Genomic DNA, 2,834 nt, shown 5'->3' with positions numbered 1-2,834 from the left:
CTTACCGAATAATTAAGATTAAATAATTCAGGTTAAAAGGTGGGTTATATTATTGGGGGCGGGTTGATTTTACTTAATGTGAAAACTCTTTAACTTAACTGTGAAACTCGCCCCTACCGATGACATAAAGCCACACCAAAATTTAACTCGCTTACCGAATAATTAATAATTAAATAATTCCGATTCAAAGGTGGGTTATTATGATTGGGGGCGGGTTGATTTTACTTAATGTGAAAACTCGTTAAATTAACTGTGGAACCCGCCCCTACAGAACCTAATTCTCTAATGCAGTCCGGTGATAATTTTCAAGATAATTTTCCATGATTTTTTGGTAATAAAAAATAGCGAGTAGGGGCGGGTTTTAGCAGAAATTTTCATGCTTACTATAAGATTTATATAAACCCGCCCCACCCGACGGTGTGTTATATCATTTGCCACATTTTTGGCAGTTAAATTCCTAGCTATTCCAAACAAAATTCTTCAGTAATTCTTGCCTCTTCTAATGCCACAGCAACACTAAACTTGTCTCCTGTTTCAGCAGAAAATTGTAACTGAATAAAATTATCCGCATCGCGAGATATTGCAGGTTCAAATTCCTCTCCATTTTCATCCATAACTATTAACTTAACTCCGGGAGGTAAATAAGTTTTTTCCCCCATAGGATATACTTGAATTTTGATATTATCTTCCTCTGTTTCTGGTAAGCAACTCACAACTAAAGCAACTGACTCCTCAACCAGTCGCATTCCTAGATCGATCTTTTTACCCCGCGATATTCTCACTGAAGGGGAAAAAATATTTTCACGACTGCGATAACTTCTGCTACGATAACTAAACAGTTGCTCTGGTGTTAAAATTTCGTCTACAGTTTGCCAAGCAGTTTCAAATATTCCATCTAACCATTGCAGCAAATTTGTAGAAGTAGAAGTTTTGCGCTCATCCCCTAACCTTTCTTCATACAACATCCGCAATAAATTCTGATTTTCTAACAACGCTCCCCACTTCTCAAACTCCACCTCCAACCGAGGATAATAACCAGGCGATCGCCCCAACTCTCTGACTAAAGTAGTCGCTTCATCTCCAGATAAACTTCCTACTGCTACCACTTCTGGTTTCGGGAGTGGGCAAACTTCCCGCGCTACCCACATCACGTTTAAGTCTTCCGTCATAAATTCTTGTCCTAAATAATAGAGGCGATCGAATTCATCATAGTTTGCTTCATCTTTCAGGTTTTGATAACTGGTGTAACCCCAAATTCTCATCCTCTCTTCTTCTGGTTCCACCAGTGCTGCCAAATAATAGTCACCTACCCAAGTTGGTAAGTCTACCCACTCTTGAGGAATGGCAAATGTTTCTGTATCTATTTCTTCAGTTGGAATGAGAATAATTCTAGTTTCTCCGATAGTAATAGCACTACCATTTACTACTTCCCAAATTTGATTTAAAGTTTCTAAGTTAGGTGATATTTGTGGTTGTGTTTCTGGTGGTTCATCTTCTGCTAAATATTTCATCATTATATTTAAACAGAGATGATTTAAAAAAGCATTCCATCGCGCTGCATCATTAGAATATTTGGGTAATTCTTGCCAAACTTGTTCAATTTCTTCTGGAGAAAATTCTAATATTAATTGGTCTGGATATACTATTGTTAATTCATCTATTGTTAGTGACATTTTTTGTGTTACTGACATTTTTTATTTCTCCTGTTTTTTATAACTATTAGCAGTTATAGCAATCCCAAATTAAATAATTTTATCGTAGGGGTTTGGTTGACAAATCCTATCTTAGCTTTGGTNACATTCTTTCAAAAATCATGCCGAAAACATCTATTGTTAGTGACATTTTTTGTGTTACTGACATTTTTTATTTCTCCTGTTTTTTATAACTATTAGCAGTTATAGCAATCCCAAATTAAATAATTTTATCGTAGGGGTTTGGTTGACAAATCCTATCTTAGCTTTGGTTTGGAGACCAAACCCCTACATTATTAAGAAACCGTGTTTGTATTTATATAACCCACAGAAGTGAAATCTACTGACACAAACCCGGTTTCTACGGGAAAAGAATTTAACTTCTGGCTTCTAGTATGGGCGAATAGCCATTCGCCCCTACTGCTGTTAATTCCAAATTGCATAAGGCGCTTCTTCTTTCAACCATTCTTCTACAAAGCTAACAATTCTTTTGTTTCGAGAATTAGATAAAGAAATATCCATTTTTTCTTTTATCCATTCCTGCAAAAATATCTCTAGATTTTGCTTGACTATTTCAATTTCTTGAGTAATTGTTTGAGAAGAAACCTTCAGCTTTTCTGCCACAGTCTCCAGCTTTAATTTTTCACCATAATATAATCGTAGTATCAGAATTTTTTCCTGATTATTTTCCCCTAATTTTTGCTCTAATGCTGCCTCAAAGTGCTGTTTAAAATAGGGCTTTAAGTATTCCTTTAAAGCTTGATTTTGTTCTTTGATAATTTCTTCATTGGGAGTAATTTCTAAATTTGCTTGACTCCATTTTCCCAAAGCTTCCAAAAGCTTTTTTTCACTCCGTTTGATTTTTCGAGATATTTGATATTGCTGTAAACCAAATATTTCCTTCATTTCAGTTTGCGAGATTTCCAAACCATAATATAGTTGTATTAGTTTCTGAGATTCTAGGGGTAGTTTGGCAAACTCATCCAAACAAATGGAAGCTATTTGCTGTGTTTCTTCTAGTTCTATTTCTCGTTCTGGATGATTCAATTTAATAAATTCAGTTTGGTTGTCTCCATTTCTTTCCAATAAATCTATATCAGTCTTGTCATCAATATAAATATAATCATTTGCTGCGTTTATACA

Annotated in this window: 2 protein-coding genes; both read right to left on the bottom strand. The window is 35.1% G+C overall.

Going from position 1 to position 2,834, the window contains the following annotated elements:
• Positions 1 to 461 precede the first annotated feature (461 nt).
• Positions 462 to 1,691, bottom strand: coding sequence for a DUF1822 family protein (locus AFK68_RS03290; protein WP_094671580.1), 1,230 nt, complete (start codon positions 1,689 to 1,691; stop codon positions 462 to 464).
• A 426-nt stretch (positions 1,692 to 2,117) separates the two neighbouring features.
• A partial coding sequence (locus AFK68_RS36245; RefSeq protein ID WP_210407200.1) for a sigma-70 family RNA polymerase sigma factor occupies positions 2,118 to 2,834 on the bottom strand: 717 nt, incomplete at its 5' end.

Origin of the sequence: Hydrocoleum sp. CS-953, from assembly GCF_002260545.1 — a bacterium.
Lineage (GTDB): Bacteria > Cyanobacteriota > Cyanobacteriia > Cyanobacteriales > Microcoleaceae > Trichodesmium.
Note: the sequence above shows the minus strand (reverse complement) of the source record. Positions and strands in the feature narration are given on the sequence as shown.

Bases quoted from the DNA above. Each gene is read 5' to 3' on its own strand.
- AFK68_RS03290 (WP_094671580.1), bottom strand. From the start codon at position 1,691: ATGTCAGTAACACAAAAAATGTCACTAACAATAGATGAATTAACAATA.